Annotated in this window: 24 protein-coding genes and 1 tRNA gene; 14 read left to right on the top strand and 11 right to left on the bottom strand. The window is 32.9% G+C overall.

Annotation, left to right across the window (positions count from 1 at the left end):
* The first annotated feature begins 10 nt into the window (after positions 1-10).
* Positions 11-691 (top strand): response regulator transcription factor, encoded by a 681-nt coding sequence (locus H6578_01140; GenBank protein MCB9225760.1) that lies wholly within the window; start codon positions 11-13, stop codon positions 689-691.
* Positions 688-1,725 carry a sensor histidine kinase gene (locus H6578_01135; protein MCB9225759.1) on the top strand — a complete coding sequence of 346 codons (1,038 nt, stop codon included), beginning with the start codon at positions 688-690 and terminating at the stop codon, positions 1,723-1,725. Before H6578_01140 ends, H6578_01135 begins: the two co-directional genes overlap by 4 nt.
* Before the next feature lie 395 nt (positions 1,726-2,120).
* Here H6578_01135 and H6578_01130 read toward each other — a convergent pair whose 3' ends face one another.
* The 3 genes from H6578_01130 to H6578_01120 are packed head-to-tail and all read right to left on the bottom strand — an operon-like array spanning position 2,121 to position 4,906.
* The gene (locus tag H6578_01130) at positions 2,121-3,365 is read right to left on the bottom strand and encodes a glycosyltransferase (GenBank protein ID MCB9225758.1); all 1,245 of its coding nucleotides are present in this window, start codon (positions 3,363-3,365) and stop codon (positions 2,121-2,123) included.
* 3 nt (positions 3,366-3,368) lie between these two features.
* Positions 3,369-4,640, bottom strand: coding sequence for a type II toxin-antitoxin system HipA family toxin (locus tag H6578_01125; protein MCB9225757.1), 1,272 nt, complete (start codon positions 4,638-4,640; stop codon positions 3,369-3,371).
* A gap of 2 nt (positions 4,641-4,642) precedes the next feature.
* Positions 4,643-4,906, bottom strand: a complete 264-nt coding sequence (locus H6578_01120; protein MCB9225756.1) for a helix-turn-helix transcriptional regulator — start codon at positions 4,904-4,906, stop codon at positions 4,643-4,645.
* Between the two features lie 208 nt (positions 4,907-5,114).
* Here H6578_01120 and H6578_01115 point away from each other — a divergent pair, with 208 nt between their 5' ends.
* The 4 genes from H6578_01115 to H6578_01100 all read left to right on the top strand — a co-directional run bounded on the left by H6578_01115 (position 5,115) and on the right by H6578_01100 (position 7,520).
* A complete protein-coding gene (locus H6578_01115; protein ID MCB9225755.1) occupies positions 5,115-6,041 on the top strand; it encodes a phosphoribosylaminoimidazolesuccinocarboxamide synthase in 927 nt (308 codons plus the stop codon).
* Entirely contained in the window at positions 6,042-6,656 is a 615-nt protein-coding gene (locus tag H6578_01110) for a 2OG-Fe(II) oxygenase (GenBank protein MCB9225754.1), read from the top strand.
* Positions 6,656-7,315 (top strand): tRNA (5-methylaminomethyl-2-thiouridine)(34)-methyltransferase MnmD, encoded by a 660-nt coding sequence (mnmD, locus tag H6578_01105; protein MCB9225753.1) that lies wholly within the window; start codon positions 6,656-6,658, stop codon positions 7,313-7,315. Before H6578_01110 ends, mnmD begins: the two co-directional genes overlap by 1 nt.
* A 131-nt stretch (positions 7,316-7,446) precedes the next feature.
* A tRNA-Ile gene (locus H6578_01100) sits at positions 7,447-7,520 on the top strand.
* A 204-nt stretch (positions 7,521-7,724) separates the two neighbouring features.
* Here H6578_01100 and H6578_01095 read toward each other — a convergent pair.
* The 3 genes from H6578_01095 to H6578_01085 form a co-directional block, all read right to left on the bottom strand.
* A complete protein-coding gene (locus tag H6578_01095; protein ID MCB9225752.1) occupies positions 7,725-8,168 on the bottom strand; it encodes a PaaI family thioesterase in 444 nt (147 codons plus the stop codon).
* 67 nt (positions 8,169-8,235) lie between these two features.
* Positions 8,236-9,633 (bottom strand): arginine decarboxylase, encoded by a 1,398-nt coding sequence (locus H6578_01090; GenBank protein ID MCB9225751.1) that lies wholly within the window; start codon positions 9,631-9,633, stop codon positions 8,236-8,238.
* A 290-nt stretch (positions 9,634-9,923) separates the two neighbouring features.
* Positions 9,924-11,192 carry a replication-associated recombination protein A gene (locus H6578_01085; GenBank protein MCB9225750.1) on the bottom strand — a complete coding sequence of 423 codons (1,269 nt, stop codon included), beginning with the start codon at positions 11,190-11,192 and terminating at the stop codon, positions 9,924-9,926.
* Between the two features lie 103 nt (positions 11,193-11,295).
* Between H6578_01085 and H6578_01080 the strand changes: the two genes are divergently transcribed.
* Positions 11,296-12,315: a quinone-dependent dihydroorotate dehydrogenase gene (locus H6578_01080; GenBank protein ID MCB9225749.1), complete on the top strand. Its 1,020-nt coding sequence runs from the start codon at positions 11,296-11,298 to the stop codon at positions 12,313-12,315.
* Between the two features lie 37 nt (positions 12,316-12,352).
* On the opposite strand, the gene H6578_01075 is transcribed toward H6578_01080, so the two are convergent.
* Positions 12,353-13,318, bottom strand: a complete 966-nt coding sequence (locus H6578_01075; GenBank protein MCB9225748.1) for an isopenicillin N synthase family oxygenase — start codon at positions 13,316-13,318, stop codon at positions 12,353-12,355.
* A 49-nt stretch (positions 13,319-13,367) separates the two neighbouring features.
* Between H6578_01075 and H6578_01070 the strand changes: the two genes are divergently transcribed.
* A complete protein-coding gene (locus tag H6578_01070; GenBank protein ID MCB9225747.1) occupies positions 13,368-14,819 on the top strand; it encodes a sodium:solute symporter in 1,452 nt (483 codons plus the stop codon).
* On the top strand, positions 14,809-15,498 hold the full coding sequence (locus H6578_01065) for a TIGR00730 family Rossman fold protein (protein ID MCB9225746.1): 690 nt from the start codon (positions 14,809-14,811) through the stop codon (positions 15,496-15,498). The genes H6578_01070 and H6578_01065 overlap by 11 nt, the downstream gene beginning before the upstream one ends.
* Positions 15,499-15,659: 161 nt before the next feature.
* Here H6578_01065 and H6578_01060 read toward each other — a convergent pair whose 3' ends face one another.
* From H6578_01060 to H6578_01045, 4 genes are all read right to left on the bottom strand, one after another.
* Positions 15,660-16,946 carry a hypothetical protein gene (locus H6578_01060; protein MCB9225745.1) on the bottom strand — a complete coding sequence of 429 codons (1,287 nt, stop codon included), beginning with the start codon at positions 16,944-16,946 and terminating at the stop codon, positions 15,660-15,662.
* A 43-nt stretch (positions 16,947-16,989) separates the two neighbouring features.
* Positions 16,990-18,114 carry a molecular chaperone DnaJ gene (gene dnaJ / locus H6578_01055; protein ID MCB9225744.1) on the bottom strand — a complete coding sequence of 375 codons (1,125 nt, stop codon included), beginning with the start codon at positions 18,112-18,114 and terminating at the stop codon, positions 16,990-16,992.
* A gap of 20 nt (positions 18,115-18,134) precedes the next feature.
* Positions 18,135-18,683, bottom strand: a complete 549-nt coding sequence (locus H6578_01050; protein ID MCB9225743.1) for a nucleotide exchange factor GrpE — start codon at positions 18,681-18,683, stop codon at positions 18,135-18,137.
* A 181-nt stretch (positions 18,684-18,864) separates the two neighbouring features.
* Positions 18,865-19,881: an SRPBCC family protein gene (locus H6578_01045; protein ID MCB9225742.1), complete on the bottom strand. Its 1,017-nt coding sequence runs from the start codon at positions 19,879-19,881 to the stop codon at positions 18,865-18,867.
* Between the two features lie 150 nt (positions 19,882-20,031).
* Here H6578_01045 and queG point away from each other — a divergent pair, with 150 nt between their 5' ends.
* The 5 genes from queG (at position 20,032) to H6578_01020 (ending at position 25,803) form a co-directional block, all read left to right on the top strand.
* A complete protein-coding gene (queG, locus tag H6578_01040; protein MCB9225741.1) occupies positions 20,032-20,952 on the top strand; it encodes a tRNA epoxyqueuosine(34) reductase QueG in 921 nt (306 codons plus the stop codon).
* A 228-nt stretch (positions 20,953-21,180) separates the two neighbouring features.
* On the top strand, positions 21,181-21,651 hold the full coding sequence (locus tag H6578_01035) for an RNA polymerase sigma factor (protein MCB9225740.1): 471 nt from the start codon (positions 21,181-21,183) through the stop codon (positions 21,649-21,651).
* A complete protein-coding gene (locus H6578_01030; GenBank protein ID MCB9225739.1) occupies positions 21,641-22,231 on the top strand; it encodes a hypothetical protein in 591 nt (196 codons plus the stop codon). Before H6578_01035 ends, H6578_01030 begins: the two co-directional genes overlap by 11 nt.
* A gap of 589 nt (positions 22,232-22,820) precedes the next feature.
* Complete coding sequence (radC, locus tag H6578_01025) at positions 22,821-23,504, top strand: DNA repair protein RadC (GenBank protein ID MCB9225738.1); 684 nt, start codon at positions 22,821-22,823, stop codon at positions 23,502-23,504.
* 55 nt (positions 23,505-23,559) lie between these two features.
* Entirely contained in the window at positions 23,560-25,803 is a 2,244-nt protein-coding gene (locus H6578_01020) for a hypothetical protein (GenBank protein ID MCB9225737.1), read from the top strand.
* The last annotated feature ends 417 nt before the right edge of the window (positions 25,804-26,220 follow it).

Here is a 26,220-nt window from a genome sequence, read left to right as displayed (position 1 = left end):
ACTAAAAAGTATGCAAAATCAAGATATCAAAATACTGCTGGCAGACGATGAAGATGATACATTAGAGTTTATTAAGTACAATTTAGAAAATGAAGGCTATCAAATATTTACAGCCGAAGATGGCATGCAAGCTATAGAACAAGCTAAAAAACATCAGCCCCATTTAATTATTTTAGATGTAATGATGCCCAATATGGACGGAGTAGAAACCTGCAATGAACTAAGAAAATTGCCCGATTTCCAAGAAACTATTATTACTTTTCTTACAGCAAGGCACGAAGATTACTCTCAAATAGCGGGTTTTGATGCCGGAGCAGATGATTATATTTCTAAGCCTATTAAACCAAGATTATTAGTTAGTAAAATTAAAAGTTTACTTAGAAGAATTAGCAGAGAGAAAACGCAAAATATTATAGAAGAAGGAGGTATAAAAGCCGATATAGCTCAACGATTGGTTTTTAAAAATGATGAAGAATTGTTTTTGCCTAAAAAAGAATTTAATTTACTTTGTTTGCTAATGTCTAAACCGGGAAGGGTTTTTACCAGAGAAGAAATACTGACCAAGGTATGGGGTACAGAAACCATAGTGGTAGATAGAACCATAGATGTGCATATAAGAAAACTGCGTGAAAAATTGGGTAATGATTTATTTGTAACAGTTAAAGGCGTAGGCTACAAATTTAACGCATGAAACATGCCACATTACAAAAGATAGCCTTATTAGCATCTTTAATAATAGCTTTAATAACCTTTGCCCAGTTGCTTATTATCCATTTTATTTTTTACCCACTTACATGGTTAATGATAATATTGCTCTCCGTTTTTTCTTTTGTTGCCAGCTATGTGGTTATCTATTTTTTAGTAGATAGTTTTGTGTATAGAAGAATAAAAGTACTGTACAAAAACATACATCAATTAAAAACCGGCAAACAGCAAATACAACCCATAAACGAGCAAGACCCTATTAGCGAAGTAGAGCAAGAAGTAAAAAACTACAGCATTAATAAATCGGCAGAGATAGCGGAACTTAAAAAAATGGAGCAATACCGCAAAGAATTTTTAGGAGATGTGAGCCATGAACTTAAAACACCTATTTTTAACACACAAGGATACATAGAAACGCTACTTAATGGAGCTATAAATGATGATAAAGTAAACATAAGTTACCTTAAAAAAGCATCAAAAAATTTAGATAGATTAAATTCTATAGTAGAAGGATTGTTAGTTATAGCTCAAAAAGAATCTGACCAACTTAAATTAAATAAAACAAAATTTGATATTATAGCTTTAACTCAAGAAGTAATAGAAAATAATGAAGTGCTGGCTGATAATAGAGATATAAGCGTAAAATTTAAAAAAGAAACCGCTAAAAATAAACAAGTTTTTGCCGATAAAGAACAAATAGAAATAGTGCTTAACAACCTGATAAACAATGCTATAAAATATGGAAAAGAAGATGGTACAGTATTAATAGGTGTGTATGATATGGAAGAAAATATATTGTTAGAGGTAACAGATAATGGTCCAGGAATAGAACAAAAATATCTACCCCGCCTTTTTGATAGATTTTTTAGAGTTGACAAGCACCGCTCAAGAGTAGAAGGAGGCAATGGCTTAGGACTATCTATTTGTAAGCACATTATGGATGCCCACGGACAAAGCATACACGTGCGTAGCACTATAGGCGTAGGCACTACTTTTGGCATTACGCTTAGTAAGGCTTAATACCGTTTTTTACATCATAGCAGATGTAGTAACACGGAGTTGTGCTATCTCATGCACTAACAAATAAACTCACTTGGTGTCATAGTGAACGTAATGAAATGGAGTTCCGCTATCTCTGTAGTGTTTGAAGTTTGGGAGTTTCCTGTAAAGAACGCTAAGTACTCGTGGCACGACTTGGAGTTGTGCCACGAGTAAAGAACGAACATAATATAAGTATGTCTTTGCGAACAGAGTGAAGCAATCTCTTTTTGAGGTTTGAAATTTTAAAGTTTGTTTTATTCTCGCTCGTCTTTCTGAGCCTGCCTTTGTCAACAGACAGGTGCAAAGGAGAAAAAAGGGTGTGAGTGTGAGTGTGAGTATGGGTGTGTCAATTCGTGATTTTTAATTTATAATTCCTAATTAGTCTGCTGGCGGTTTGCTAATTTATTCTTCTCCTCTATCCACTTGCTCATATATTTTAGGCTATTGTGTGCGTTGTTATTTAATATTCGCCCTACAAAATTTTTGTTTCTGTGGCTTTCTATATTGTTGTTTAGTTGAGTTATTTTGTTCTTGAGTAATTCTTGAAATTGCTGTTTCCCAAACCTATTTTTTAAAATTTCTTCTCTTTGAGCTATACTTTCAGTCCATTTTTCTTCATTACTATATAGTTCTATAGCTTTTTCTATAAATTTTATAGGTTTTTCTGCTACTACTCCGGGTGCATTAAAATCGCCATACATTCCTTCTGCTCCTTCTGTAGTGGTAATAGCGGGCGTTCCATTGAGTAGAGCATCTAACAATTTTCCTTTTAAGCCTGCACCAAAACGCAAAGGTGCTAAACACGCTTTGGCATGCTGCATTACTGTATCTATATCTTTTGCCCAGCCTTTTACTATAAAGCCTTCTTTTTTATTATGAAATTCTTGCACTTGCTGAGGAACATAAGCTCCATAAATATGCAATTCTGCATTAGGTAGTTCGTTTTTTATCTTTTCCCAAATATCTTTTTTAAGCCAAACTACGGCATCTAAATTTGGAGCATGCAAAAAATTGCCTACGCTTATAAAATGTTGCCTTTCTTTAAAACTTGGCAATTCATTAGTACTTTTTATAGCATTTTCATTTACTAAAAATGGCAAGTAGTGTAGTATGTTGTCCTTAATATTAAACTCTTTTTTAAGCAAATCCATTTCATATTCTGAAATAATTAAGCTTACATCACAACGGTAAATACTGGCTATTTCTCTTTGCGATAGTGCAGAAAACAAATTAATAGGCTGTTTCTTTTTTAAAGATATTTCTCTTGCTTCACGCAAAAAATGTAAATCTTCTGTATCTAATATTCTTATGGCATTTGGTACTTTTTCTGCCACACGCCAACCGAAATGCTCTTCGCTTATAAATCTATCAAAAAGTACAATGTTAGGTTGTAATGTTTTTATAAATTCATCAAAAGAAGCATTGTTGAGTTCAATTTGCTGAACAGAAATACCTATTTCTTTTAAATCAATACTATATTTTGTCGGCTGAGCAGTAGAAGAAAAAGTTATTGCATAATTGTTTTGCTGAAAAAACGCAATCAATTGCATCATTCTTTTGCCGGTAGCCGTAGTATTTGGCTCAGGGAAAGTGCGTCCTATAATCAATAGTTTTTGCATAAATTAATTCCACTTCATTCTAAAGGTGCGATGCATTTTATGGCTAATTTCTTTATTTATTCCATATTTTGATGCAATATGAGGAAACAAACCGGCTGCTTCTATTACTTCTTCTAAAATTTCTTTAGGCTTTTTTATGGCATTATCATTGGCTATACCTTCAAAATCTTTCCAAACAAAATTATCTCTTTTGCCGTTTATGCTCATTTTGTGCAACTGTGTAAAAAGTCCTTTTGCGTCATAATTGTAAACCAAATCGTAGGCAGGAGCAATACGCCATTTATTGTTATAATACAAAAAAGCAAAATTTTTAGTGTGGTCATCTTGGTTTCTACACACTACATTAAAAAGCATTCTTTTAAAAAGCTGTACTTTCTCTTGATAAGAAACATTAATAGTCCTTGCTACATAAAATAACTTTTCGTAGGAATTTTGTTCAAAATCTCTAAAATTATAGTGTCCAATACCACATAAAGTTTGTGTGTGAATTTTTTCGTATTTAGGTGTTCTGTCAAAGCGTTTTGTAGCAAAATGAAATCTATTATTTTCTTCAATTAGTTTGGAAGGCATCATATCTATATCTGCTTTTCTTGCCATATCATAATATGCCATTTCAAACAAGCAGATGTTTGTACTTTGATTACTTTTCTCAGAAACCGTATCAAATTTTATAATACTTGGGGCAAAACCCTTAACATACTTGTTCTGTTCGGGCAAAATTTCCATAGTTCTTGGGTTAATTAACACCACCGCTTTAGCCCTTGCTCCTCCTGCCGATGTTCCTACATCAAAAAGTGTAAGTAAATTTTGGTTATTTATTTTAAGAGCTTTATCGCTTTTATTTTTTACTATCAATTTAGATAAATCGCTTAATTCATTTAAGGAAATGGCATTTTGTGTCCACTTGTGTTCTGTATTTAATTCGGGTTCAAATTCTAATGCTCCCATACCTCTTTTGCCTATATATGCCAAGCGTTCTAAGCTGCTTAAATGTTCTATTGTTTTTCCTTCTTTCAGTAGCCAAGTATTGAGTATTTCATTCCCAAATTTATCGGGTATGGCATCTGCCAATAAGCCGGGCAAGCCATGAAAAGTATTAAAATATAAATGGTTGAAATCGTATATTTTTCCTAAACTTTTAGCAAGTGGCATCATTAATGGCGACAACTCAATGCCACTTTGTATAAAAGTATCTTCATACTTAAAGTAGTACTTATTGTCTTTTTCGGCTACTTTGCCTACTAAATTGCCTTTATATAAAACATTTATACGCATACTTATTCAAATAATTTGTGTAAATCATCATCTTTTTTGGCAAACAATAAATCAATATCATCTAAACAATTTAGTGCACGCATTACTTTAATAAGACTATGGATAGTGAAGTTTTCTCCATTTTCCATTTTAGAAATGCTAATTCTGTTGAGTCCGGTAAGCTCCATAAGTGCTGTTTGAGATAAACCTTTTTCTTTTCGTAAAGATTTAATCCTACCGCCTAATTCTTGTATAATATAATTATCAGTTTTGCCGTAATTTGCCATTTTTGAATATTATAATAAACAAAATTAAGGAAAATAAATGAAATAGTTTGTATTATTTAATAGTTTGGAACTTTTTAAAAGTTCCGAACTCTAATTTAACTGTTATAAAACCATAATGAATAAATCACTTCAAGTCGTGCCACGAATAATTTACTTTTTAAAAACAAAAAACTAACATAGCTTTCCTTACTTTTGTAAAAAATATCCTATGTCAAACACTTTGCCTTCTACATCATTTCAATTTAACAAACAAACTAAAGTATATAATGGTAAAGTTAGAGATGTTTATACCGTAGGAGACAAGTTGGTTGTAGTGGCTACAGATAGAATTTCTGCTTTTGACCATATTTTGCCTAAGCCAATTCCTTTTAAAGGGCAAGTGCTAAACCAAATAGCCGCACATTTTTTAGAAGCCACTAAAGATATTGTCCCCAACTGGGTAGAGCAAGTACCACACGCTAATGTAACTATAGGTAAAAAATGCGAACCTATAAGATTAGAAATGGTTATAAGAGGATATTTGGCAGGGCATGCTTGGCGTACCTATAAAAGTGGATTAAGAGAATTATGTGGCGAAAAACTGGCTGAAGGTTTAAAAGAAAATGATAAACTACCAGAGCCAATTATTACACCTGCCACTAAAGCAGAAGAAGGACATGACGAAGATATTTCTAAAACCGATATACTAAAAAGAGGAATTGTAACAGCCGAACAATGGGAAATTTTAGAAAAATATACCCGAGCTTTATTTGCCAAAGGAACAGCAATGGCTGCCGAAAGAGGTTTGATTTTAGTGGATACTAAATATGAATTTGGCTTATACAATGGTAAAATTATTTTAATAGACGAAATACATACGCCAGATTCTTCCCGATATTTTATAAAAGAGGGTTTTGAAGAAAGGCAAGTAAAAGGCGAAGCTCAGCAACATCTGTCTAAAGAATTTGTAAGAGAATGGTTAATGGCTAATGGGTTTCAAGGTAAAGAAGGGCAGCAAATGCCTGCTATGAGCGAAGAAGTAGTAAATAATATTTCTGAAAAATACATAGGTTTATATGCGCAAATAACAGGGAATAGGTTTGTAAAAAGCTCTGTTTCAGATATTGAAGAAAAAGTTAACCGGGCTTTAGCTTAAATGAGTACAACACTCTCCAATGAGCAATTAGACGCTTTTGCTCAGCAAGAATATTTGATTATAGATAATTTTTTGCCCAAACAGTTAGCTTATAAGGTTTTAGAAGATGCTAAATATTGGAAAGCCGAAGAAGCTTTTAAGAAAGCAGGTATTGGAAAGTTGGATAATCTTATAATTAAAGAAAGCTATAGAAGCGATAAAATAAAGTGGATTAATAAAGCAGATTGCTTAAAAAACACCAAAAATTATCTTGATATAATAGAAAGATTAATAATGGAGTTTAATCGGTCGTTTTTTTTATCGCTTAAAGATTTTGAAAGTATGTATGCCATTTATCCGGAAGGAGCTTTTTATAAAAAACACACCGATAGATTTACTCAACAACCACACCGAATTATTTCTTTGGTTTTATACCTAAATGAAAACTGGCAAGAAACCGACCAAGGTCAACTATTAATATATAAAGAAAATAAAACTATAAAAGTTAATCCCATTTTTAATAGATTAGCCATGTTTAAAAGCGAACTTTGGCACGAAGTATTGCCCTGCAAAACACCAAGATATAGCATTACTACTTGGCTGAAAGACCAGTATAACGACATTAATTTTTTATAATGGAAAAGATAGCAACAAAAGACGGTAGTTTTACGGTTAAGCATGCACAAATCAATGAACTTTATCATTCTATACACGGAGCTATGCAAGAAAGCAAGCACGTTTTTATAGAAAATGGGATTGCTTTACACAAAAATAAACAGCAAGTTTCTGTTTTTGAAATGGGCTTAGGTACAGGATTAAATGCTTTGCTTACATATAAATTTGCCAAAGAGAATAAAATTAAAGTTACTTATTATTGCATAGAAGCTTATCCTATGTTAGCAGAAGATGCTTTACAATTAAACTACACAAATACCGAAGATGAATTAGCTGTTTTTAAGCAAATACACGAAAGTGAGTGGAATAAAGTTGAAAATATAGATGAACATTTTAGCTTGTTTAAAATAAAAGGGAAATTAGAATATACGGGTTTATCATTTTTAAAAGGAATAATTGATGTTATCTATTTTGATGCTTTTGCTCCAACGGCACAAGAAGAACTTTGGCAACCCGATATTTTGAGTAAAATGTATGGTTTGTTAAAAACTGAAGGACACTTAACTACCTACTGTGCTAAAGGGCAGTTTAAGAGAGATTTAAAAAATGTAGGTTTTACGGTAAAAGCCGTTGCCGGCCCTCCGGGCAAAAGAGAAATGACTTTAGCGTATAAGGAATAGTTTATAAAGATTAACCGAACTCAGGTTTTAAGTTAAAAAATTATTTTAGCATAAAAGCATTGTAATTTAGAACAAAATACTTACTTTTGCAGTCCTTTAAAAAATTTACTTTGTTTAATGAAAGTAAATTAGGTCTCATAGCTCAGCTGGTTAGAGCACCTGACTCATAATCAGGGGGTCCATGGTTCGAGCCCATGTGGGACCACATTGAAAATCAAAGGCTTACAAGGTTTTTACCAAGTAAGCCTTTTTTATTTGCACGTATTTTTTTGAATTGATTTAATACCAATTGTTAACACAAAATAGATTAATCTATTTTGTGTTTTACAATGGTAAATTCCTTTATATTAATACATTTAGCACAATAAGACCAAGCCGATATTGGCTTATTCTATATTTCTAAGCCGTATTAAACAGAAATGTTATCTATTCTTTTAGCCAGAGGGTAAACATTAAAAGTTCCTTGCCCATGTGCTACCATTTCATCTCCACGCCATACTTCTGCACGGGTTATTATAAATGATTTTCCTTTGCGTAGCACTACAGCCTTGCCCAACAATTTATCTTGAAAATGAATAGGTTTAAAATAGTTGAGTTTAAACTCTACTGTGCTTACTAAATTGCCATCGGGAATAGCGGCAGTTAATGCACAAAAGCCTAAAACGCTATCCATAAATCCCGCCATAGAACCACCATGTGCCACTCCCGGAGAGCTTATATGGTGTTCTAATATCTGCATGCTTGTTTCTGTTTTTCCTGCTTCTAATATTCTGTGTTTTATTCCATTATGACGCATATAAGTGTTCATTTGCTCATAATTTTCTAAAAAAACATCAAAATTAATATCTTCCATTTTTTAATTTTATTTTTTAGTTCTCCCTCTTGGGTAGATAAATTTTTCAGAAGGGAAAATACTTAGTTTAGTATCCTAATATCTTTATCATATCTTCTGCTTTTTGCTCTTCAGAAAATACTTCTTGGGTTAAATTTCCTTGTTCATCTCGGTTTAAAATCAAATGCTTGGGCTGCGGTATTAAGCAATGATGTATGCCTCCAAAACCACCTATGGTTTCTTGGTAAGCTCCCGTATGAAAAAATCCGATATATTGTTTTTTTCTTCGGTTAAATTTAGGCATATAAATAGCATTAGCGTGTGCTTCAGAGTTGTAATAATCATCACTATCGCAGGTTAAGCCGCCTAAAAGCACCCGCTCATATTCATCATACCAATTATTTACTGCCAGCATAACAAATCTCTTGCTCAATGCCCATGCGTCCGGCAAATTGGTCATAAAAGAACTATCTATCATATTCCATCTTTCTCTATCGTTTTGGCGTTTTTGGTCTAATACTTTTAAAAGTAAAGCTCCGCTTCCGCCTACGGTGTAGCTACCAAATTCTGTAAAAATATCCGGTTCTGCAATGCCGTCATTATTGCAATAGGTTTTTATTTGTCTTACTATTTCTTCTATCATGTATTCATAGTCATAATTAAAAGAAAGTGAGTTTTTTATAGGCAATCCACCACCTATATTTAAAGTATCAAGCGTAGGGCAAATTTTCTTCAATTCACAATATACTTTTACTGCTTTTAATAATTCACTCCAATAATAAGCCGTATCTTTTATACCTGTATTAATAAAGAAATGAAGCATTTTCAATTTTAGCTTTTTATTATCTCTTATTTCCTCTTTATAAAAAGCTAATACATCTTTGTAGCCTATTCCCAACCGTGAAGTATAAAACTCAAATTTTGGCTCTTCTTCACTGGCTATTCTGATACCGCATTGGGTTGGTTTTTGAAGTTCTTCGGTAAGCAAATCGGGCTCGTACCAATTATCAAAAATAGGCACTACATTTTTAAAGCCATCATTTACTAAGCCTGCTACGTTTTCAATATATTTTTTAGGTTTAAATCCATTACATATTATAAATCTATCCTTTGGGAAAAATCCTTGTTCATGCACTTTTCTTACTATATCTATATCAAAAGCGGATGAAGTTTCTAAATGAATATCATTTTTAAGTGCCTCTTTTATCACAAAAGAAAAATGAGAGCTTTTAGTACAATAAGAATAAAAATATTTGCCCTTGTAATCGTTAATAATAAAAGCTCTTTCAAAATAGTTTTTTGCTTTTTTAATTTGACTTGAAATTTTAGGCAAATACGTCAGTTTTAAAGGCGTGCCATGCTCTTCTATTATGTCCATTAATGGAATATCATAATACAGTAAAGTATCATTTTCTTCATCTAACCTAAACTCTTCTTGAGGGAAATAGAAGGTTTGGTCTATAATGTCTATATATTTTATTTTCATTGCCGTACAAAAATAGAATATAAATACAAGAAATGAAAGATAAAAAAAGCCCATTTTTAAAAATGAGCTTTTACAAAAGTTAGTATGTTTTCTCAAACAATATGTGCAAGTACTAACTGAACTTTAGTATTAAATAGTTTTGGTTGCTTTTATCAAAACACACACAAATGAAAAATGCAATTTCCCTACAATCTTTTAAAAGTTCAGTTAGTATAAATCTTGCACTTACACACAAAACACGTTTGTAAATATAGGCGAAATATTTATTAAATCAAATTTTTAACATGATTTTAATACTCATATTTATCTTTCCACCTCATTTTTAAAAACTCCCGTTGTTTATGTTCATGTGGATTATTGCCCGGCTCATATAATTTTTGCCCTGCTAATTCTTTTGGCATAAATTCCATATCAACAAAATTGTTTTCAAAATCGTGAGCATATTGATAGCCCAAGCCATAGTTTAAATCTTTCATCAGTTTGGTGGGAGCATTGCGTATTTGCATAGGAATAGGAGCATTAGGATATTTACGAGCCATCTCTTTAGCTAATTTTATTGCTTTATAGCTGGCATTGCTTTTTAAACTGGTGGCTAAATATACCGTAGTTTGGCTTAATATTAATTCCGATTCGGGATAGCCGATAACATTAACTGCCTGAAAACAATTATTTGCCAACAACAAGGCATTAGGATTGGCATTGCCTATATCTTCACTGGCTAAAATCAATAACCTGCGTGCTATAAATTTAGGGTCTTCGCCTGCTATTATCATTCTTGCCAAATAAAACAAAGCGGCATTGGGGTCGCTGCCTCTTATAGATTTTATAAAAGCAGAAATAGTATCATAATGCTGCTCGCCACTTTTATCGTACAAAGAAGCATACTCCGTTAATTTTTCTTTTACTACATCATTTTCTATTACTATTTTTTCTTTTTCGCCAAATTGGCTAACTAACATTTCCAATAAATTAAGTAGTTTGCGAGCATCGCCACCGCTGTAGGCTATAAGTCTATCTGTTTCTTTAAGATTTATCTTTTTCTGCTTTAATACTTCATCATTATCAATAGCATGATGCAGTAGTTTGTCTAAATCATTTTTTTCTAAATGTTTTAAAGTAAACACTTGACAACGAGAAAGTAAAGCACTTATCACTTCAAAACTGGGGTTTTCTGTAGTAGCACCTATTAAGGTAATGGTGCCATTTTCTACCGCTTTAAGCAGTGAATCTTGCTGTGCTTTATTAAAGCGATGTATTTCATCTATAAACAAAATAACTTTAGGCAGTTTTTGTGCTGTTTCCAATATGGCACGCACATCTTTAACAGTGCTATCTACAGCACTCAATTGAAAAAACTGTGCATCGCTTTCATTGGCTAAAATTCTTGCCAATGTAGTTTTACCCACGCCCGGAGGTCCCCAAAAAATGATAGATGGCAACTGTTTGCTCTCTATAAACTTTCTTATAGGTTTATCTTTTCCTATTAAATGTTGCTGACCAAAATAATTATCTAAATTTTGTGGGCGGATACGTTCTGCTAAAGGAATATTTTTATTCATAAATACGAATGTAGTACAAAAGTTTTAAATGGAGCATTCGTGCCACGACTCCAAGTCGTGGCACGAATAAAAATTCAGTAATTTTGCACTACAAACAATAAGTATGTACAACCTTATCCGAAATTTTCTGTTTTCAATGTCGGCAGAAAAAGCACACCATTTTACCTTAAATAATTTAAAACGTGCTTATAATTTGCCTTTAGGCAAAAGCATAATTAAAAATATGTTTGGCTATGAAAACCCCAAACTTGAAAAAAAAATTTTTGGTTTACATTTTAAAAATCCTGTAGGTTTAGCTGCCGGTTTTGATAAAAATGCCTTGTATATAGATGAACTGGCTGCCTTAGGTTTTGGTTTTATAGAGATAGGAACAGTTACTCCTCTGCCTCAAAAGGGCAATCCAAAACCAAGATTATTTAGGCTAAAAAAAGATGAAGCCATTATAAACCGCATGGGCTTTAATAATGATGGTGTAGATGCGGTAGTAAAGCGATTAAAAAAACGAAAATCGGATATAATAATTGGTGGCAACATAGGCAAAAACAAAGTAACACCCAATGAAAAAGCCGTAGATGATTATGTTATTTGCTTTGAAAAATTGTTTGATTATGTAGATTATTTTGTGGTAAATGTAAGCTCGCCCAATACACCAAATTTAAGAGAACTACAAGAAAAAGATAAGCTGTTTGAAATTTTAAATACCTTGCAGCAACTCAATCTTAAAAAAGACAATCCCAAACCCATTTTACTAAAAATAGCTCCCGATTTAAATGAAAATCAATTACTTGATATTTTGGCTGTAATAAATGAAGCTAATATTGCAGGCTTAATAAGCAATAATACTACGATAAGCAGAGAAGGTTTGCAAACACCAAAAGAAGAAGTTGAAGAAATAGGAGCAGGTGGTTTAAGTGGCAAACCTATTGCGCAACGTTCTGATGAAGTATTGGAATTTTTAATGAAAAACAATAAAAATAATATCCCAATTATAGCCGTAGGTGGCATTATGAGTGCACAAGATGCTAAACGCAAAATAGATATAGGAGCAGCATTAGTGCAAGTTTATAGTGGCTTTATTTATAAAGGACCCGAATTAGTAAAAGAGATTAAGAAAGTTTTATAATATTCGTGGCACGATTCCAAGTCGTGCCACGAGTAACTCATAACTCCGGAAAAACTTTCCCTATTTTGTTTAAAATATACTGCCCATAAGTGCCTTTAAAAGCATGTAAATCTGTATTATCCCAACGTGTGTTTCTTTCAAATTTATCAATACTTAAGTGGCTTAAATCTATTTGTTTTATTTCTGCATTAAAATTTGGGTCAAAAAAATAAGGAAACGAATACCTACTCTTATTGGTAGTGTTTCTAACCCTATGCAAAGTAGATTGATAAAATCCGCCCGTTAAATAATCCAACATATCGCCTATATTGCACACAAAAGTATTTTTAATTGGTGGAGCGTCTATCCAACCATCTTTACTTTTTACTTGTAGCCCACCCACTTCATCTTGCTTTAAAATAGTTATTAAACCATAATCGGTATGTGCTCCTACACCCCAAAGTTCATCTTCTCCTTTTTGCTTTGTAGGCGGATAATGAAATATTCGGAACAAATGAGTGGGATTATAAGTGTAATGTTTTATAAAATAATCCATTTCCAAGTCCAAACTTAAAGCTATAGCTTGCATTACCCTATCAGCCAGTTCCTTCATGGCGAGCATATATTGTTCTACTATTTCTTTAAATTTAGGCACTTGATGAGGATATAAATTTGCCCCAAACAATGGAACACTATTTAAAACTTCTTTGCTTTGTTCATTATGTTCTTCGCCAAAATAGATGCCTTCTTTCAAATCGGGCAGATTAGAGGTTAGTTCGCCCTTAACAGGAAAATAACCCCGCCATGCTTTGCCTGCTTTTTTCATATTAATTTTATTCTTTTCCTCTAAAGGCAACTTAAAAAATCGTTCGCTAATATTGGCTAAATCATTTTGTAATTTTTCCGAAACGCCATGATTTTTTATGTAAAAAAAGCCTGTTTGGCTACAAGCTTCTCTTATATCCTTTGCTATTTTCTCTTTGTTTGTGATTAATTGGCTTATATCAATAACAGGAATCTGCATGACTTTAAAGGTAAACAAAAAAATGTAGCTTTGCAACAAACTAAACTACATGACGCCTCTCATTATTATTATAACTATCTCTGCTTATTTTTTGTTTTTAATACTTATAGCTCAGCTTACTAAAGGCTCTGGCGATAACAATACTTTTTTTAGTGGCAATAAAAACTCTAAGTGGTACTTAGTGGCTTTTGGTATGATAGGAGCTTCGCTGAGTGGTGTTACTTTTTTAAGTGTGCCAGGGCAGGTGGGCGGTGCTTCTTTTTCTTATTTACAGTTGGTTTTTGGTTATTTACTGGGCTACGCCTTTATTGCTTTTGTTTTAATTCCTATATATTATAAGCTAAATCTTATTTCTATTTACGAATATCTTGGCGAGCGATTTGGGTTTTTATCTCATAAAACGGGCTCCGCTTTTTTCCTTTTAAGCCGGGTAGTGGGAGCTTCTTTTAGGTTGTTTTTGGTGGCAGGTGTGTTGCATCATTTTTTGTTTAGTCATTATCATATACCCTTTATTTTTACCACTATAATTACCGTTGTTTTAATATGGATTTACACTTACCAAGGAGGTATAAAAACCATAGTAATAACCGACACGTTACAAACCAGTTTTATGATTATTGCTTTGCTTTTTGCTATTTATTATATAAGCAAACAAACGGGTTTTAATATTAGCGAACTTTGGACACAAGCTACAGAAATGGGCTATACTAAAACTTTGTTTTTTAAAGATTTTAGCACCAGCAAACTGCATTTTGTAAAGCAATTTTTTAGCGGAGCTTTAATAGCTTTAGTTATGACAGGTCTTGACCAAGATATGATGCAAAAAAACTTAACTTGCAAAAACGAAAATGAAGCTAAAAAGAATATTATTAGCATGAGTATTATGCTTATTCCAATTAACTTTTTGTTTTTATGTTTAGGAGCTTTTTTGTTTGTTTATGCCAATAGCATAGGTTTACAAATTCCTGCCCGACCAGATTATTTATTTCCAGAAATTGCCTTGCATCATTTTCCTGTGGTGGCAGGTGTTATTTTTTTGTTGGGCTTAATAGCCGCAGCATATTCCAGTGCCGATTCTGCTCTTACTTCTTTAACTACCGCTTTTTGTGTTGATTTTTTAAATATGCACAAAAAAGAAACTGCTTCAAGTAAAAAGACAAGGCTTTATGTGCACATAACATTTTCGGTAATTCTAATTTTAACTGTTTGGTTTTTTGATAAACTGGGAAATGAGAGTGTTATTTCTCAAATTTTCACATTTGCGGGCTACACTTATGGTCCATTATTGGGCTTGTTTACTTTTGGTATTTTAACCAAATTAAAAGTTAAAGACCATTTAGTGCCTTTAATTTGTGTGCTTTCGCCTGTTTTAACTTTCTTCATTAATAAATATTCGCCACAGCTAATAGGCTATACTTTTGGTTATGAATTGCTTTTAATAAATGGTGGCATTACCTTTGCAGGCTTATTATTGATTTCAAAAAAAGATAATGACAAATAAACCAATTAAAACGTGGACAGAAATTCAGGCTAAAAGTAGCTGGACAATGTTTAAAATATTAAGCGAATTTGTGGAAGGATATGACAGACTGGAAGCTATTGGCCCTTGTATTTCTATATATGGTTCTGCTAGAACTAAAGAAGATAATAAATACTACCAAATGTCGGTAAAAGTGGCGGAGCTTTTAGTAGAAGAAGGCTATGGAATAATTACAGGCGGAGGCCCGGGCATTATGGAAGCAGGAAACAGAGGTGCAAAAAATGTGGGCGGAAAATCGGTGGGATTGAACATAGATTTACCACATGAGCAATCATCAAATAAATATATAGACGAGGACAAACTTTTCCATTTTAATTACTTTTTTGCCCGAAAAGTAATGTTTGTGAAATATGCCCAAGCTTTTATTTTGTTGCCGGGTGGTTTTGGTACTATGGATGAGCTTTTTGAAAGCCTAACACTTATTCAAACTAAAAAAATAGACAGAGTGCCCGTTATTTTAATGGGTACAGAATATTGGGGTGGACTTATAGACTGGATAAAAAACACCATGCTGGGGAATAATAATATAAGCGAAGGCGATATAGATTTGGTACAACTAACAGATAGCCCAGAAGAAGCGGTAAGTATTATTAATGAGTTTTATGAAAACTCTAAAACTTCATTGAAACCAAATTTTTAACTCAAATTTAATACCATTTAGGGTTTAATATCGGTTTATTAAATACGGCATTTATCATTGAATTTTAAACTATTTTCTAAATTGGTGCTAATACACAAAAACAATAAGCCCACTAATTAGTTGTAATTAGTGGGCTTATTTTATTGTTCTTAAAAAGACTATTATTTATACTTGCCTTGCTCTGTTTCGGTATTTTTAACCGCTTCTTTAGCTGTATCTATTTCTTTTTTCTTGTCTGCTTGTGCTGTTTTTAATTTTTCTATTTCAGCATTAGCTTGTCTTATGTTTTCTTCTTGTGAAGTGATATTGCTATTGTTTTTATCTATATTTTTAGTAATACTATTTTCTTCTTTTTCTAAAGAACTCAAATCTTTTTCTAATACTTTTAATTGATCTTTTAAAGCATCTTCGCTGTGCGTATTAATTTTAGATTGTATAGCTGCTATTTTTGCTTTATTAGTTTCTATAGTGCTTTCTTTTGTAGCAATAGCTGCTTCTGTGTTAGCTATAGAACCTTTTTGCTCTTCAATACCGCCTATTAATTTAGCTTCGTCTTTTTCTAAACTTTGTACTTCTTTAAGTTGTTTTTTATCGGCAGAAACAGCTAATACTTGCTTTTGTGCATCTATAGTTTTTCTTAAAGTTTCTAAGTTTGTTTGTTGTATAGCTATTTCGCCATTAGTTTTGGCTATAGACTCTCTGTCTTTTGCTATGTCTTTAGCTATTGAGCTATTTTCTTTATCTAATGTTTTAATATCGCTTTCTAATGTTTTTACATTAACGCTTGCTATTTCAGCTTTTTTAGCTTCTACTTCTTGTTTTTTAGATAATACTAACGCTTTTTGGTTAGATAAATCTTTTTCTAAACTGCTTAATGCTGTTTCTGAATCTTTAATAGATTTTTTAGCATCGCCTATGCTGTCGTGTGCTTTTTTCTCATCTTTTTCTAAGTTTTTTAGGTCGCTTTCTTTATCAGAAACTACTTTGTTTTGAGTTTTAAGTACCGCATCATAAGCTATGTATGTTGCTTTATTTGCTATGGCTTCGGTAAATTTTTCATATCCACCAAATTCGCTTGGTGTATTTTTTTCAGATACTATTTTGCCATCTACTAAATAATGTACATAAAGTGTAGCATTGCCTTCTAACTCTGTTGTTTTTAAAACCATATTAGTAGCGGCAGTATTAACGTTAGTTAATTTTAAATCTGAAGCGGTGTATTCATCTTTTACACCTTTTACGCCACTTAATTTTGCTTTGTAGTTTTTTAAGTAATCTTTTACAGCTTCATCTACTTGTTTTTGACTTACTTGATTAAATACTACTTTAAACACTTCTTTTTCTCCATCGGAAAATGCGGTATATTCTGTAGAAACAGGGTTGTAGCTCTGTGCATTAACACCAATAAAAGCTAATGCCGATGCCAATAAAATATTTATTCTTTTCATAGGTTTTTAATTTTATCTTTTAGTAATCATAAACTGTGCCAAATTAGCTAAAAAAGTCTTTTACATTATCAAAAAAACTTTTACTTTCGCTTACTTCCTTAGGTTTAAAATTTTCGCTTTCTCTCAGTTTTTCCAGCAGTCTTTTTTCTTCTTTAGTTAAGTCTTGTGGTGTATAAACATATACGTAAACCAATTGGTCGCCCTTGCCATAAGCATTAACGCTTGGTAGCCCTTTTCCTTTTAGTCTTAGTACTTTGCCACTTTGTGTTCCTTCCGGGACTTTTATTTTTGCTTTGCCTCCTATGGTTGGTACTTCTACAGATGTGCCTAATGTGGCATCGGCAAAATTTAAGTCTAATTTATATAGTACATTTTGTCCATCTCTAACTAAAGCTTCGTGTTTTTCTTCTTCTATTAGCACTATTAAATCGCCATTAATGCCATTAAAAGGTCCTTCGTTTCCTTCTCCACGCACTTGTAACTGCATGCCATCTTCTACACCTGCGGGTATGTTTACACTCACTACACGTTCTTCTCTTTTTTGTCCGTTACTGTCTGCTCCCGGAGCTCTTTTGCTTATGCTTTTGCCTGCTCCATTGCAAGTAGGGCAGGTAGATGTGGTTTGCATTTGCCCTAAAATAGTATTAGTAACTCTACGCACAGCACCGCTTCCTCCACAGGTAGGACAGGTATCAAAAGTAGAACCTTCAACATTTACGAGTTTATTGAGTTTTATTTTTTTCTCTACGCCAGCTTCTATGTCTTCTAAGGTAAGTTTTAATTTTACTCTTAAATTACTTCCTTTTTGAACCCGAGAACCGCCACGACCTCCACCACCAAAGAAAGAGCCAAAACCTCCGCCTCCACCACCAAAAATATCGCCAAACTGACTGAATATGTCTTCCATATTCATGCCACCACCACCGCCAAAACCACCGGGACCATCAACACCTGCATGACCAAAACGATCGTATTTGGCTTTTTTATCTTCGTTGCCTAATACTTCATACGCTTCGGCAGCTTCTTTAAATTTTTCTTCTGCCGCTGGATTGTCAGGATTCCTATCGGGATGATATTTTAAGGCTACTTTTCTATATGCTTTTTTAATTTCAATAATAGTAGCAGATTTTGTAACACCCAATACCTCATAATAATCTCTCTTTGCCATAAAAACTTATACTTTATATATTACTTACCTACTACTACTTTTGCGTAGCGTATTATTTTACCGTTCATTAAATAGCCTTTTTCTACTACGTCCATTACTCTCCCTTTCATTTCGGCATTAGGAGCTGGTATTTCAGTAATGGCTTCTTGCTGCTCTGCATCAAAATCTTTGCCTTGGCTATCCATAGGCTCTAAACCTCTTTGTTTTAAGGTATTAAATAGCTTGTTTTTTATTAAATCCATACCTTCTTTTACAGAGTTTACATCTGTAGCGTTATCGGCAACAGCTATAGCTCGTTCAAAATCATCTAAAACAGGTAAAATGCTTAAAATAATATCTTTTCCTGCTGTGTTTAGTAGGTCTAAGCGTTCTTTGGCTGTACGTTTTTTATAGTTGTCAAAATCGGCAAATAAACGCAAATATTTATCTTTTTGCTCTTGTAGTTTTCTTTCTAAAGTTTCTACAGAGTTTTCTTCTGTAGCTTCTGTTACTTCCGGCTCTTCGGCAGTATTTTCCTCTTTGTTTATTTCTTGTTCTTCTATTTTTTCGTTTTGTTCTTCTTGGCTCATAGTTTCACTTAATATTATATTATTAGGTGCTGTCAAATTCTTTGCCATTGTATATTTAGGGACAAATTGGCAGAAAATTATTAAATTTTTAGACAGTTAGACATTGTGTATTAGAGAATTTTAGGCTCTAAAATACTCGTGCCACGACTTGGAGTCGTGGTTCGAGTATCTCAAGGAGAAATTAATTTAACAGATAATATATTTTAGTTAAATACTCTTGTGAGCTGTTTACTGTTGCAGGGTCATTGGCATATTCTTCTATAACAAAACCTTTAACCTCTATATTGTTTTCTACTAAATACTTAGAAATAGCCTCATGTGCTTTGCCTGATTCTTCATAGGGACCATAATAATCTACCTCTAACGCTTTTGTGGCATTAGCACTAAAAACTTCTAACTCGTCTGTTAATTTTGTTCCGTTAGTATAGTTGGCTACGGGAATTACAGGAGCCATCTCTGTTGTGCCATTTTCCATGTCCCACGAGAAATATATTGCAGCAGGCATGCCCTCAGATTCTAAGTTGTTTTTTGCTAAAAACACACCTATGGTTTGGTATGTATTGCCAAATAGTTCTGCATCTAAATTAGTAAAAGCTATTTTGTATTTTTTGCCAATGTATGTGGTGACAGGAAAATCTATGGTTTTAATTTCATATTCCTGTGCTAAGCTTTTCTCATTTTCAGCTATTTCTTTTAGTTTTTGTAATCCCAATTCAAAATCAGGGCCTATCATTTTGTCCATATCCATAAATATCATAAAGGCTCTTTGCATAAAGGGAATATTGCCTTGGTCTGTCCAAGTAACTTTAGTGCCTTCATCTACAGTTTCTAAAGTAAATCCACCATAAGACTGCATTTCCCAAGGTTCTATAAATTGTAATTTATATTCTAATAAATCGTTTCCCTCCGTTTTTGTGGTTTCCATAGAGCCTTTGCCTACTTCTTCATTACCTTCCCAAGATTGAGCCGCACCAACGCCCCCTTGTTCTTCAGAAAAAGTATATACTGCATTTGAGTCTTTATTAACCCACGGAGACCACGCCCCCCAATTATTATAGTTACTTATGTGCTTCCAAATAGCTTCTTTTGGGGCTTGTATTAATATTTCTCTTTCTACTTTGTAGTTCTTTTTTCCAAATACACCTAAAGCCATATACGCCAATAGTATTACACCAATAATTCCTAATAAAATCTTCATTATTTTCATGTGTTTGTTTTTTATATTTCAGCAAAAATACTCTTTATACTCAATAGTTAATTAAAAATAAGGCTATTATATCATTCTAAACAGCATGGTATTTATATAATTTGCTTATAAATAATGCTTTTTCCATAGCTTTGTATTACCATGAAACCTGTAACCACCATTACCAAACTTCTAAAATCAAAAGCTTATAAATATGGTTTTGAAGAAGTAGGCATTAGCAAAGCTGAGGTTTTAAATGAAGATGTGCGGTTTTTAAAAAATTGGCTCAACCAAGGTATGCACGGGCAAATGAGCTATATGCAAAATCATCTTGATTTGCGGGCAGACCCTACATTGTTAGTTCCCGGAGCAAAATCTGTAGTTTCGCTAAGCTACAACTATTTCCCTACCCAAAAACAACATACAGACACTTACAAAATAGCCAAATACGCTTATGGAAAGGATTACCATAAAACTATACGTAAAAAACTACAGAAATTAGTAGATGAATTAAAAGAAGAAATAGGCAGTTTTAATGCACGGGTTTTTACCGATAGTGCACCTATTTTAGAACACGCTTGGGCAAGAAAAAGCGGTGTGGGCTGGATAGGAAAAAACTCGCTACTACTCACTAAAGGCAAAGGTTCTTTTTTCTTTTTGGCAGAAATAATTTGCGATTTAGAGTTGGAATACGACAGCCCAGTTAAAGACTACTGCGGCAACTGTACAAAATGTATAGATGCCTGCCCTACTAATGCCATTTTTGAACCCTACAAAGTAGATGGTAGCAAGTGTATTTCTTATGCCACCATAGAACACAAAGGCGAAATACCTACTTTTTTTAAAGATAAAATGGAGAGTTGGATTTACGGTTGCGATATTTGCCAAGATGTGTGCCCCATAAATGCCCGAGCTAAAGCAAATAATGAAGAAAAATTTAACGCCAAAGAAGAACTGCTGTCTAAAAACAAAGAAGAATGGGATAATTTATCTTTAGAGGAATTTAATAATCTTTTTGAAGGCAGTGCCGTAAAACGCACAAAATATGAAGGACTAAAAAGAAATATTAAATTTTTGAAGTAATACCAATTGTCAACACCAAATAGTTTAATCTATTTGGTGTTTTACAATGGTAAATGCCGATAGAGCAATATATTTAGTACAATAAGGTGTAACCGAAATTGGACTATTATATATTCCTAATCGGTATAATAGTATTCGTGGCACGACTTTGAGTCGTGCCACGAATAATTTTTTCAGTTTCTTTTGTAACATTTTGCAACTTTTGGTATCTAAAGGATAAAATTACTAATGGAATTTGAACAAATCTATAATAGTTATTGGGCTAAAATATATCGCTTATGCTTGGGATATTTAGGAAATGAAACGGCTGCTCAAGATTTGGCTCAAGAAACATTTATAACGGTTTGGCAAAAACTACCCGAATTTAGGCAAGAAGCTAGCATAAACACCTGGATTTTTAGAATAGCCACCAATAAATGTTTACGCCACATTAAAAGTGATAAAAGCAAGTTTAATACCGAAATACCTGTTCATTTATCTGAAGAAAAATCAAGTAACGAAGAAAAAAACTTACAGCTACTACAAAAATTTATTGCAGAGCTTCCCGAATTAGACCGACTGATTATTTCTTTAGAATTGGAAAACATAAACCAAGCCGAAATAGCTACTATTGTTGGCATTTCAGAAAGTAATACGCGCGTTAGAATACACCGAATTAAAGAAAAATTAAAAACAAAATTTGAAAATCATGGAAAATAATATAGACTTCAGCAAAATGTGGAATGAGCAGAATATTGTTCAAGCAGACGTACAAAATATTTTTAACCGTATAAAAAAATACCGTCAAAAAAACTTAAGCCAAATTATATTTGCCAATGCAATTAGCATACTTACTACAGTTTTTATTATAGTAATATGGTATTTTGCAAAACCACAATTTATAAGCACAAAAATTGGGATAGTACTAACTATTTTGGCAATGATAATCTTTCTATTTGCTTATAACAAACAATTTCCTTTACTTAAAAAGCTAAATGAAACAAATAGCAACAAAAGTTACTTAGAAAATTTACTCATGTTACAGGAAAAACAAAAGAAGTTACACTCAAAAATGGTAAGCCTTTATTTTATAATGCTGTCATTGGGTATTGGTTTATATATGATAGAGTATGCTGCCAGAATGCCACTACTTTTAGCCATAGCTTGCTACGCAACAGTAGCCATTTGGTTTTTATTCAATTGGTTTTATTTAAGACCAAAAACTATAGCTAAACAACAAAACAAACTAAACACTTTGATAGAACACTTAAATAACATTCAAAATCAGATAGAAGAATGATTATGACACCATTCGTAAAAAACTCATAAAGTATTTTACACTATCTTTTCTTAGTAAAAAAGTTACAAAAACTGCTGGATGGCAGTCAAGGTATTCCGCTTGCAAACTTAAGATGCACTTTTTACCCGACCTTAATCAAAAATACGTTAAGAAATGGTGTAAAACAGACATCCAAAATGAATGAAATTATAAAACAATAAACAGACAAATTAGTATGCTCCTAAAAGTGAAAATACTTTAGGAAAACTAAAATTGAGCATACATTAATTTGTCATCGTCTGTTTTATAGCATTTTAGTGTTTTTGATTACAGTCTTGACCTTTGGTTACCTTTGTGTCAAGACAAAGGTAAAAAATTGCACTTGTTACCTAAATTTAGCAATCATGCATTATTCATTACTTAAGTACAGAGCATTAGGATAGTTATGAAGTTTTTAAAATAATTATGCCGATTAAGAATATATAATAGTCCAATCTCAGCTTCGCCTTATTGTACTATATATCTATATCGGCATTTACCATTGTAAAACACAAAATAGTCTAATCTATTTTGTGTTAACAATTGGTATTAATTGCTTAATTTTATGCTTATGAATAAGCCCATTACCACATGGAACGATGAAGACAAACCAAGAGAAAAACTGCTGGCTAAAGGAAAATCTAATTTAAGCGATGCCGAATTATTGGCAATTTTAATAGGTAGCGGAACACCCAAAGTTACCGCAGTAGAGCTTTGCTCTCAAATATTAGATTACGTAAACAACGATTTAAGCCAATTAGGAAAACTGGCGGTAAAAGATTTAATGAAGTTTAAAGGCATAGGCGAAGCCAAAGCTATTTCTATAGTGGCAGCCATGGAACTGGGCAGAAGACGCCAAGCAGAAAATTTATCAACCACCAATAAAATTAAACATAGTTCTGATATTTATAAACTGTTTATTGCCCAGCTTAGCGACTTAATTTATGAAGAATTTTGGGTGCTTTTTTTAAACAATTCAAATACTATTATAGGAAAAGAAAAACTGAGCACCGGAGGTATGGAAGGCACAGTTGTAGATGTAAGAATGTTGTTTAAATATGCCCTTGAACGCTTGGCTTCATCCGTAGTTTTAATTCATAATCATCCTTCGGGAAGCATGCGGGCATCGCAAGCAGATATTAAAATAACAAAACAAATAAAAGAAGCAGGGCAGCTACTCAACATCAAATTAATAGACCACATAATTGTTTCGTACAATGGCTATTATAGTTTTGCAGATAATGCCATGTTATAAAATATGCTTTTAATAATACCGTTTATACAATGAAATTAGTGTTACTTTGCAATTCATGAATATAAAAACATCCTTATTCTGTTTGTTATTGCTTATGGGTTTTACTGCCAAAACCCAGCAAATAGGCACATGGCGTATGCACATTAATTATAATAATGTAATGAAATTAACTTATGCCCCAAATATCATTATGGGAGCAACAGAAAAATCTGTTTTTCTTTACGATATTACCGATAACTCAACCAGAACTTTAGATAAAGCATCGGGGCTCAGCGATTTTGGTGTGCAAGACATAGCCTACGACAGTACTTTTAACACTTTTATAATAGCCTATAACAATAGTAATATTGATTTATTTAAAGACAATACTATTATTAATATTCCTGATATAAAAAACAAACTAACGTCAAGTTCTAAAAACATTAATGGCATATATACAAACCATGGTTTTGCATACATAAGTACAGATTTTGGAATAGTAGTTTTAGACCTTGAAAATGAAGAAATTGACAACACCTACGTAATAGGTTCTACAGGCGACCAAGTAAAAGTAACGGATTGTGCCATTGTACAAGACACTATTTTTGCTTTAACAGCACAAGGTTTAAAAAAAGCATCTATAAGTTCAGGCAATTTACTTGATTATTCCCAATGGAATCATGCCGTGCCCTATATAAGTGGTTTAAGCGAAATAGAAAGTTTTAACGATACTTTGTACGGCATTTCTACTGAGCTGGCTTTTTATCATAATGGTATGTGGCAAACAATTTATACAGATACATTGCCCTTAAAAAGCTTAAAAGCTTCAGAAACACTAACTTTTATTAAAGGTTTAAATATTTATAGTGTACAAAATAGTGTTATAGATTCTTTAAACACTTCTTTTTTAATAGACCCACAAGTTTGTATCAAAACCCAAAACAGTATTTATATGGGCGATAAAAAACTGGGTATTTATAAAGACGAGCAAAAAATAGGCATTGGCAACAATCCATTTACTAACATAGGTTTTAATGCTGTTTCTTATAAAAATAGCATGGCTATTACTTCGGGTGGAATTAATAATAATGTAGATGGAATGGACAATGTAGAAGGAGGTTTTTATATTTTTGAAGAAGGTATATGGTACAATTACAATATTTATACTTTTATACCTACCGATTTTCCTATTCAGGAGTTTACCAGAATAGTTTATAATGAATACGAAGACAAGCTGTACGTGGGTATGTTTACGGGTTTGCTTGTTAGCGATTTTGCTACGGGCAAAGTTTATAATTCTTCTAACAGTCCTATAAGTTCTGCTTTATTAAACCCCGGAGTACAAAAAGTAACAGGTTTAGCCACAGATAGCAAAGGAAACACGTGGGTACTAAACCCCGAAACCCACAATGCATTAAAAGTAAAAACACCAAATGATGAATGGTACAGTTTCAGTATAGGAAATGATAATCAAAAAATGGTAGATTTACTAATAGACGATAGTGAGCAAAAATGGGTGGCTCAAAATGGGCAAGGCATAATAGTATATAAAGAGGGCGAAAATTTAAGTGCTTCTGGCGAGCAAAAAATAACCCTAACCACTAATGGAAATCAAGGAAATTTACCCAACAATTCAGTATTAAGTATGGCTTTAGATAAAAATGGCGAAGTTTGGGTAGGTACAGCTCAAGGTATTGCCGTTTTTTCTTGTCCAAGCAGAATTTTTGATGCCACATCTACTTGCCGTATTTCAGATAGAATTACCAGCACATTAGACCTATATACCGAGTATCTTTTTGAAACAGACAGAGTAAGTGCTATAGAGGTAGATGGTGCCAATAGAAAATGGATAGGCACCAGTGCTGGTGTGTTTTTAATGAGCGAAGACGGCAAAGAAGAAATACTGAGTTTTAATGCCGAAAACAGTCCACTGCCTAATACCGAAATTTACGATATAACCGTAAATAAATTTAATGGCGAAGTATTTATTTTTACAAGCGGAGGCATGGTTTCTTACATGGGCGATGCCACAGAACCGGCAGAAAATTATGAAAACATAAAGGCTTACCCTAATCCTGTACGTCCGGAATATACAGGACCAATAGCTATAGAAGGTTTAATAAGTGATTCTTATGTAAAAATAACCGACACTCACGGAGTATTAATTAAAGAAGGCTATGCCTTGGGTGGTAAGTTTGTTTGGGATGGCAATGATATGAATGGCAAGCGAGCCAGAACGGGGATATATTATGTATTTTCGGGAAGCACTGTTAAAGATGTAAAAGAAAAAGCTAAAACCAGTATAGCTATTATAAGATAAATATGACTATCCGTTATTATACCAATAATTTATACTTTAAGATAGCATCTTGGGACGTTTAAGTAATTTGAATTACAGTTTGTGGTCTTTTACTTTTGTCTTGATACAAAAGTAACAAAAAATCAAGACTGTAATCAAAAACACTAAAATGCTATAAAACAGACGAGGACAAATTAATGTATGCTCAATTTTAGTTTTCCTAAAGTATTTTTATTTGTAGAAGCATACTAATTTGTCTGTTTACTGTTTTATAATTTCATTCACTTTGGATGTCTGTTTTACATCATTTCTTAACGTATTTTTGATTAAGGTCAGATAAAAAGTGCACCTTAAGTTTGTAAGCGGGGCACCCATTAACCGAAAACTCCGTAAAAAATTAAACTGTTTGAAGAACAAGGAGATGATTTTTTTGAACTA

The organism is Chitinophagales bacterium, assembly GCA_020635995.1.
Taxonomy (GTDB): Bacteria; Bacteroidota; Bacteroidia; order Chitinophagales; family UBA8649; genus JAFMKE01.
The sequence above is the reverse complement of the archived record's forward strand: the minus strand, read 5'-3'. Positions and strand labels throughout refer to the sequence as shown.

Coding starts and splice junctions, on each gene's coding strand:
- queG (MCB9225741.1), top strand. CDS start 20,032: ATGAAACCTGTAACCACCATTACCAAACTTCTAAAATCAAAAGCTTAT.
- H6578_01110 (MCB9225754.1), top strand. CDS start 6,042: ATGAGTACAACACTCTCCAATGAGCAATTAGACGCTTTTGCTCAGCAA.
- radC (MCB9225738.1), top strand. CDS start 22,821: ATGAATAAGCCCATTACCACATGGAACGATGAAGACAAACCAAGAGAA.
- H6578_01120 (MCB9225756.1), bottom strand. CDS start 4,906: ATGGCAAATTACGGCAAAACTGATAATTATATTATACAAGAATTAGGC.
- H6578_01130 (MCB9225758.1), bottom strand. CDS start 3,365: ATGCAAAAACTATTGATTATAGGACGCACTTTCCCTGAGCCAAATACT.
- H6578_01080 (MCB9225749.1), top strand. CDS start 11,296: ATGTACAACCTTATCCGAAATTTTCTGTTTTCAATGTCGGCAGAAAAA.
- H6578_01140 (MCB9225760.1), top strand. CDS start 11: ATGCAAAATCAAGATATCAAAATACTGCTGGCAGACGATGAAGATGAT.
- H6578_01060 (MCB9225745.1), bottom strand. CDS start 16,946: ATGAAAAGAATAAATATTTTATTGGCATCGGCATTAGCTTTTATTGGT.
- H6578_01065 (MCB9225746.1), top strand. CDS start 14,809: ATGACAAATAAACCAATTAAAACGTGGACAGAAATTCAGGCTAAAAGT.
- H6578_01095 (MCB9225752.1), bottom strand. CDS start 8,168: ATGGAAGATATTAATTTTGATGTTTTTTTAGAAAATTATGAGCAAATG.
- H6578_01125 (MCB9225757.1), bottom strand. CDS start 4,640: ATGCGTATAAATGTTTTATATAAAGGCAATTTAGTAGGCAAAGTAGCC.
- H6578_01070 (MCB9225747.1), top strand. CDS start 13,368: ATGACGCCTCTCATTATTATTATAACTATCTCTGCTTATTTTTTGTTT.
- H6578_01090 (MCB9225751.1), bottom strand. CDS start 9,633: ATGAAAATAAAATATATAGACATTATAGACCAAACCTTCTATTTCCCT.
- mnmD (MCB9225753.1), top strand. CDS start 6,656: ATGGAAAAGATAGCAACAAAAGACGGTAGTTTTACGGTTAAGCATGCA.
- H6578_01050 (MCB9225743.1), bottom strand. CDS start 18,683: ATGAGCCAAGAAGAACAAAACGAAAAAATAGAAGAACAAGAAATAAAC.
- H6578_01085 (MCB9225750.1), bottom strand. CDS start 11,192: ATGAATAAAAATATTCCTTTAGCAGAACGTATCCGCCCACAAAATTTA.
- H6578_01020 (MCB9225737.1), top strand. CDS start 23,560: ATGAATATAAAAACATCCTTATTCTGTTTGTTATTGCTTATGGGTTTT.
- dnaJ (MCB9225744.1), bottom strand. CDS start 18,114: ATGGCAAAGAGAGATTATTATGAGGTATTGGGTGTTACAAAATCTGCT.
- H6578_01135 (MCB9225759.1), top strand. CDS start 688: ATGAAACATGCCACATTACAAAAGATAGCCTTATTAGCATCTTTAATA.
- H6578_01030 (MCB9225739.1), top strand. CDS start 21,641: ATGGAAAATAATATAGACTTCAGCAAAATGTGGAATGAGCAGAATATT.
- H6578_01075 (MCB9225748.1), bottom strand. CDS start 13,318: ATGCAGATTCCTGTTATTGATATAAGCCAATTAATCACAAACAAAGAG.
- H6578_01035 (MCB9225740.1), top strand. CDS start 21,181: ATGGAATTTGAACAAATCTATAATAGTTATTGGGCTAAAATATATCGC.
- H6578_01115 (MCB9225755.1), top strand. CDS start 5,115: ATGTCAAACACTTTGCCTTCTACATCATTTCAATTTAACAAACAAACT.
- H6578_01045 (MCB9225742.1), bottom strand. CDS start 19,881: ATGAAGATTTTATTAGGAATTATTGGTGTAATACTATTGGCGTATATG.